Origin of the sequence: Streptomyces radiopugnans (assembly GCF_900110735.1) — a bacterium.
Taxonomy (GTDB): Bacteria; Actinomycetota; Actinomycetes; order Streptomycetales; family Streptomycetaceae; genus Streptomyces; species Streptomyces radiopugnans.
The window spans coordinates 44810-51331 of the sequence record NZ_FOET01000023.1 but is presented as its reverse complement, the minus strand read 5'-3'; the positions used below and the strand labels follow the sequence as shown (position 1 = coordinate 51331).

Genomic DNA, 6522 nt, shown 5'->3' with positions numbered 1-6522 from the left:
CCCGCGGAGCGGGTACCTCCGCGCTGGCGCGCGGAGCAGCGAACCGCGGCGCGCTGCGCTCGCCGTGCCCGTGCTGCGCACGGGTGGCTCCCTCCGCTTCGCTGCGGGAGCCGAAGGCCGGCGCTGCGCGCCGGGGGCCCTCGCTGCGCTCGCTCCCGGCCGCCGCCGCTGCGCTTCCCGGCGGCCGGGAGCGGATCGCGGTGCGGGCCGAGGGGGTTCCGCTGCGCTCCACCCCCGGCAACCACCCGCGTGGGTGACTGGGGTGCGTGGCCGTCAGCGGGTGAGTGGGGGGTGGGGGTTGGGCCCGCTGCGCGGGCCGGGCTGGCTACAGGAGGGAGGGGGTGTGGGGCAGTGGGGAGGGTGACGGGTGGTCACGGGGCGAGGGAGTGAGGCGGGTTGGCGGGTTCCTGACGCGTGGTGATGCATCAGTGTGTAGAGTCTGGGAAAACACACCACCCCCGAGAAGCGAGGAACCAGCCCGTGTACGACGAGTGGGAGGGCCCGAAAATCCGCGCACGCGCAGCGGTGCGGCGCAGATCCACGGGTATGGCGCCGGAGCGGGTCGGGCGACACGGACGAGGCGCGGGTGTTGGAGCGAGGGGTTTTCTAGGTTTCGCATTGGTTCAGGGGTTTTCCCTGTCTTTCGTTGCTGCGCAGCACTCCAGGAAAGCGTCGGAAACGGATCGTGAGAAGTCGCTCTCCTCATCTGGTGTCACGATGGTCACCAAGGAGAATCCCGCTCCGGCCAGCGTGACGGGGTAGGGCTGATGCTTGAGTCCCGCATGCGGGTAGGGGTCCTCCAGGGTCTTCAGTTTCAGGGAGTGCCACCGCGCGGGTTGGTAGAAGAAGGCCACAGGGCCCTCTCCTCTTCTGTCCAAGGAGTACCCCTCCGTGTCCCAGAGCGACTCCATGTCTTCGTCTCGGGACAGCAGCACCTCCGCTTGCCCGGCTGGGAGCCGGTGCCGGCCGGGGAGCCACGGCGAGAAATCCGCTTCTGCTTCGTCGGTGTCAACGGCGACCCGGAGGCCGGGCCAGCGCACCCGCCAGCGCCCGAGGAAGCGTTCGATCACCACGGGCGCAGGCCCGGGCACCACAACGACCTGATCGAATCCAGTGATCACAACCCGCTCCGTCCAGACACCGGCCCACCCTAGCTGCCGAGCTGCCCCGGGCGCCGGTGCCAGCTCGGCAGCAGCCACCCCACCACAGCGGCGGTCCGGTCCCCGGAACACATCCCGGAAAGAGGACCGGAACCGATACAGGCAGCACCGCGGAAAAGCAGTCGTGCAAACAGCGCAGACACCCATTTTCCGCGCCGAGAGCGGCGCGGAAAAGCATGGCCATACATGCGCTGCGAAAAGGCATTGAGAGAAAAAGAACCGGGAGATGGAACATGGGGAGTATCAGGCTTCGGCCACATCAGGTGGAAGCGGTGGATGCGATTGTCCGGGCGCTGGAATATCGTGCAGGACGCGATGTGCCGGCGGAGGGGCTGCGGGCCACGGCGGTGGCCGCCACCGGCGCGGGCAAGACGCTGATCGCCGCCGAGGCCGCACGGAGGCTGGAGCCGCGGGGGCGGGTGCTGGTCATGGTGCCCACTTTGGATCTGCTGAGCCAGACCGTGGAGGCGTGGCGGATGGCCGGCCACACCGGCCCGGCGGTCGCGGTGTGCTCCCTGGAAGGAGACGAGGCGCTGGAGGCGTTGGGGGTGCGGTGCACCACCAACGCGATCCGGCTCGCCTTGTGGGCGGGGTCGGGACCGGTGACGGTGTTCGCCACCTACGCCTCCCTCGCGCCCCGCCAGGAGCCCGGCCCGGCCGACCCGGACGAGGCGATGGTGGGGGTGCCCGGGCCGCTGGAGGCCGCCCTCCAGGGCGCGTACGGACAACAACTGGAGCCATTCGGGCTTGCGGTGGTCGACGAAGCCCACCGCACCAGTGGGGATCTGGCGAAGCCCTGGGCGGCGATCCACGACAACCGCCGGATCCCGGCAGCGCGACGGCTGTACCTGACCGCCACGCCGCGGATCTGGGAACCTGCCGGACGGACGGGCGAGGCAGAGGCCACAGAGGGCGAGAACGGGGCCCAGGAAGCCGCAGAGGACCGCTCGGAGGCCGCCCCGGCTGTCCCCGGGAAGCTGGTCGCAAGCATGGACGACGAACGCCTCTACGGGCCGCACGTCTTCACGTTCTCCCTCACCGAGGCCATCGACCGGGGCATCCTGGCCCGGTTCGAGATCGATGTCCTCGAGATCCGCCCACCCGACCTCAGTGTGGGTGGGAGCGAGGAGGAGCGGCGCGGCCGGCGGCTGGCCGCCTTGCAGGCCGCGCTGGTCAAGCACGCCGCTGAGACGGGGGTGCGGTCGCTGATCAGCTTCCACCACCGCACGGTGGAAGCGATGTCTTTCGCGCGAGCTCTGCCACAGACCGCGGCCCGGCTGCACGAGGAGGATCCGGCGACCTATCCGCGGCGGGTATGGGCCGACTGGCTGTGCGGGGAGCATGAGCCCGCCCACCGCCGGGCGGTGCTGGGCCGGTTCGCCGACGGGGTTGATGAGCAGGGGTGGGAGACCGAACTGGCCGTGCTGGCCAACGTGCGCGTCCTGGGTGAAGGCGTCGACATCACCGGCCGCCGTGGTGTCGACGGCGTCCTCTTCGCCGACGTGCGCGGCTCGGCCGTCGACATCGTCCAGGCCGTCGGCCGGGCGCTACGCCAGAAGCCCGGCCAGGGCAAGGTGGCACGGTTGGTGGTGCCGGTGTTCTTGGAGCCGGGTGAGGCGCCGGACGACATGCTGGCTTCCGCCTCGTACAAGCCGTTGGTGGCTGTTCTGCAGGGGCTGCGCAGTCACTCGGAGGCGGTCGTGGAGCAGCTGGCGGTCGCGTCCGCGCCCAGCCGTGGCCGGCCCGCGTCGGTGGCCGGTCTGGACCCCGCAGGCGGCGGTGGTGGTGGCGAGGGTGGGGATGAGGGAGCACTGGAGGAGGTGCCACTGCTGCGGTTCTCCACTCCCCGCGACCCGCAGCTGGTCGCGCAGTTCGTGCGCACCCGCGTCATCCGGCCCGAATCCCAGGTCTGGCTCGCAGGACTCAACGCCCTACGCACCTGGCGCCAGCAACAGAACGGGGACAGGGACGAGGACTTCGAGCACGGCGGCGAGCACGAGGGCCAGGAGCAGGAGCGGGAGCAGGGCGGTGGTGCGGGGCGTGCGGCCAGGCCGGTAGCGGTGCCGCTGGACGCCCGCGTCGGCACCTTCCCCCTCGGGGCATGGACCAGCGAACAACGCCGCGCCTACCGGGCCGGAACGCTGGCGAAATGGCGGGTGGAGTTGCTGGAGGAAGCCGGGATGGTGTGGTCGGTGCCGGACGCCGCCTTCGAGGAGAACCTCGCCGCCGCACGGGCCTACTACGCCGTCCACGGCACCCTGTGCGCACCCCGGACCGCCGTCGCGCAGGGCCGGCCCATCGGGCAGTGGCTGACCAACTGCCGCCGCCCCGGCGGGTTGGGTAAGGACCCGGAGCGGGCGGCCGAGCGGGCCGCCCGGCTGGCGGAGATCGACCCGGACTGGAACCCCGCGGAAAACGGCTGGACCGTCGACTGGCAACGCCACTACGCCAAGCTGTGGGCCTGCCTCCACAGCGGCGCCACCCTCGCCGAGATCCGCCCCGGCGTCACCGTCGGCGGAGAGGACATCGGACTCTGGCTCGCTAGGCAACGCACCCAGTGGGAGCAGTTGGCCGACGGGCAGCGCGAACGCCTGGCCGCCCTGGGCATCCAGCCCACCGCGGCAGCGCCGGGCGGCCAGGCCAGCACCGGAGACCAAGCGGCGGGAACGGTGGTGGTACCCGCCGGTGCTTCTGCCTGGGACCGCGCCCTCGCCGCACTCCGCCAATACCAGGCACGCGAAGGACACGTGAGAGTACCCCGCAAATGGATCGAGACCTTCCACGACCAGGCCGGACACCAACACCCCATCCGACTCGGAGTATGGATCAACAACCAGCGTCAGCGGCGGGACCGGCTGGACGCCGAACGCGCCAAGGCACTGGAAGAACTCGGGGTGCTGTAACCAGGCACCGGAGGACGCGCTGGGCGGCAGAAACCACGAAGGCCGGATCAGTCGATCCAGGCCACAACCGCGAGGCCTCGGCGGCTTGCGGTGGCGTAGAAGCTCCGCAGCATCCTGAAGTGCTCGGCCAGATAGGCGCGCGGGTGCCCGGTGAAGCCTTCCAACCCACAGGCCCGGGCCGCTTCGGTATGGTCTGCGGGCAGGCGGTCCAAGAGCACACCGAGATTCATCCGGGTCAGGGCATGGGCGGTCTCGGCCACCGCCGCCGGGGCCAGGAGCGCGGGAGGAGGGGTGAACCCGTCGTAGACGCCGGGGTGGTCCAGGAACGCGATGTCACCGCCCAGGTCCCCGTCGATGCTCCGGCGCAGAACAGCGATGTGCTCCTCCTCGACGCCTGTCTCCTGGCAGAACCGGACCAGGTGCCAGGTCCCCCAGCCGAGATCCACCATGTCGCCCTCGGGCGGGTCCCAGCCCGGATCACCGTCCGGACCGGTCTCGGCGGCCCGCCGGCACCGCGCCAGATACGCCTCGGACACCCGCACCAGCTGCTGCGTCAACGCCACATCAGGCAGTATCACCGACCGCCCCCACCGCACCCATCCCAGCGGAAGGCAGGACACCTACGCGTGCCCAGACGCGCGAGGAAGGCCGAGACCGGTCACCGGCGGCCCGGTGCCGGTGCGGGGCTGCTCTCCGCCGCAGGCCGTGCCCTTTCCAGGTAGTACCGGCTGCGGCTGTCGGGATCCCCGAAGAAGAAGTACAGGCGGAGCCCCCGGTCGGTCCGCTCCAGTTCGAAGACCCAGGTGTAGGACTGTGGTGCGGGCTCCCGGCTGTCCGGGGAGACGGGAAAGTCCGCCTCCTCACGTGCTTCCCAGTCGCTGCGGGCAGGGATGTCCAGCACGACGTGCTGCCCCTCGCCCCAGCCGACAGGGTCATCCGGACCGGCCAGCTCCCACGTTCCCGTCCCCGCCAGACGCCAGCCCTCGTCGAAGTCGAACTCCCGCCCGTCCAGACGGGTCACAGCGGCCTTCCCGTCCGGCTGGAACGACACCTCCGTCCGGTTCACCCCCCGCCACACGCCGATGACGTCCCTCTCCGCTACGCCCGTCACCGCGGGCACCGAGTCGTACTGGCGCGGATTGCACCCGCCGGAGGCCAGGACGACGACCGCGGCCACTGCCAGTGCCCTCAGCGCTCCACACTTGCCGTACCGCACACCGGCCCCTCCCCTCGGCGCCGCCCAGGACAGCGGCCCGGCCCATCCTCACCCACCGGACGGGCGGCGGCCGGCGCGGGGACGGTGGGCCGTGGCGAAGACGGCCCGCAGCGGCGCGGCGGGGGGTGCCCGCCGGGCAGCCGCCGGCCGCCTTCGCCACGGCATGCGGCACCGGTCGGGAAACGGGTCGAGCCGTCCGCAACGAGACCGGGCGGGAGCACCCGATCCGGCCCGGGGTATGGACCAGCAGACAACACCAACGACGACACCGGCTGCCCACCGAACGCGCCCCGGTGACGGAAGAGCCGGGGGCCTGAAGGACGTCTTGATCGACTCGGTGGCTCACATGCCGCGGTCCGGGCCGTGGGCGACGCGGATCCTCTCCCCCGGTGTCATGGGCAGGTACGCAAGCTCGACCGGGCCCGGGTAGAAGACGGAACTGTTCACACCGGTCATGTCCTCACCGACCAGGTACCGGTGGAGCCACTCGGCGAAGGGCATCCGGTACTCGGCCCACCAGCCGTCGCCATCGGCGATCACGAACCGCTCGCCTTGCCCGCTCGCCCCGGGGGCGAGGAAGAGGGTCTCTCCCCGGTCGGTGGACGCCAGGGGCCACAGTCCGTTCGGGGTGCCGAAGGTGAGCTCCGGCAGGCCGAACAGCTGCCGCGGGTCCTCGTCGGCGTCGAGGTCCAGGCCGTCCCAGTCGACCTCGGAGAAGGCGCGGACGGTCTCTTCGATCCACTGCCCGAGGTTCCACACCGGGGAGGCCGGATGGTGCAGGTCCAGGTGCCGGTTGAGCAGGATGGGCGCGTAGGCGTCCACGATCGTCTTGTAGTCGGCCGGGAGCCTCAGCCCGAGTTCGGTCTCCAGGCGCTGCCAGGCGGCCGGGTCGGCCCAGCGGTTCTCCGGCGGGCCGACCATGGCAATCACGGAGTGGAGGTAGTCGGTCATGGCACCTCGAAAGGGGGTGGTAGGTGCAGCGGTCGCGGTCCGGGGCGGTTCGGCGGGACCGGGCCCGATCATGCCCGACCCGGACACCAAGCGACACTCGTCGAACACACCGAACACACCGGACACGCAGGCGGTGCAGCGCCCGGCGCCCGATAGGTCTGCGGGAGCCGTGCGAACACGCCACCCGGGCCGCCGACTTGGCCGCAGGAGAACGGCCCCGCCAGCGGGTGGGCCTCCCGCCCCGGCGGGCCGTACGGCAGCCGCCCTATCGGCACGCAGTACGCCAGGAACT

General features: G+C 71.4%; 6 protein-coding genes. 2 read left to right on the top strand and 4 right to left on the bottom strand.

Translation table 11 applies throughout. The features are described from left to right. Positions 1-257 (top strand): hypothetical protein (locus BMY40_RS28340; RefSeq protein ID WP_218158264.1); only part of this gene is annotated, 257 nt, incomplete at its 5' end. 366 nt (positions 258-623) lie between these two features. On the opposite strand, the gene BMY40_RS26340 is transcribed toward BMY40_RS28340, so the two are convergent. Continuing rightward, positions 624-1121, bottom strand: coding sequence for a hypothetical protein (locus BMY40_RS26340; RefSeq protein ID WP_093657879.1), 498 nt, complete (start codon positions 1119-1121; stop codon positions 624-626). Positions 1122-1336: 215 nt separating this feature from the next. On the opposite strand from BMY40_RS26340, the gene BMY40_RS26335 reads away from it, so the two are divergent. Next, positions 1337-4063 carry a DEAD/DEAH box helicase gene (locus tag BMY40_RS26335; RefSeq protein ID WP_342745094.1) on the top strand — a complete coding sequence of 909 codons (2727 nt, stop codon included), beginning with the start codon at positions 1337-1339 and terminating at the stop codon, positions 4061-4063. A 47-nt stretch (positions 4064-4110) separates the two neighbouring features. Here the strand turns inward: BMY40_RS26335 and BMY40_RS26330 are convergent, their stop codons facing one another. From BMY40_RS26330 to BMY40_RS26320, 3 genes are all read right to left on the bottom strand, one after another. Then, a complete protein-coding gene (locus tag BMY40_RS26330) occupies positions 4111-4626 on the bottom strand; it encodes a hypothetical protein (RefSeq protein ID WP_093663283.1) in 516 nt (171 codons plus the stop codon). Positions 4627-4721: 95 nt separating this feature from the next. Next, a complete protein-coding gene (locus BMY40_RS26325) occupies positions 4722-5279 on the bottom strand; it encodes a hypothetical protein (protein ID WP_143071757.1) in 558 nt (185 codons plus the stop codon). Between the two features lie 342 nt (positions 5280-5621). Then, a complete protein-coding gene (locus BMY40_RS26320) occupies positions 5622-6230 on the bottom strand; it encodes an SMI1/KNR4 family protein (RefSeq protein ID WP_093657889.1) in 609 nt (202 codons plus the stop codon). Positions 6231-6522: the final 292 nt, after the last annotated feature.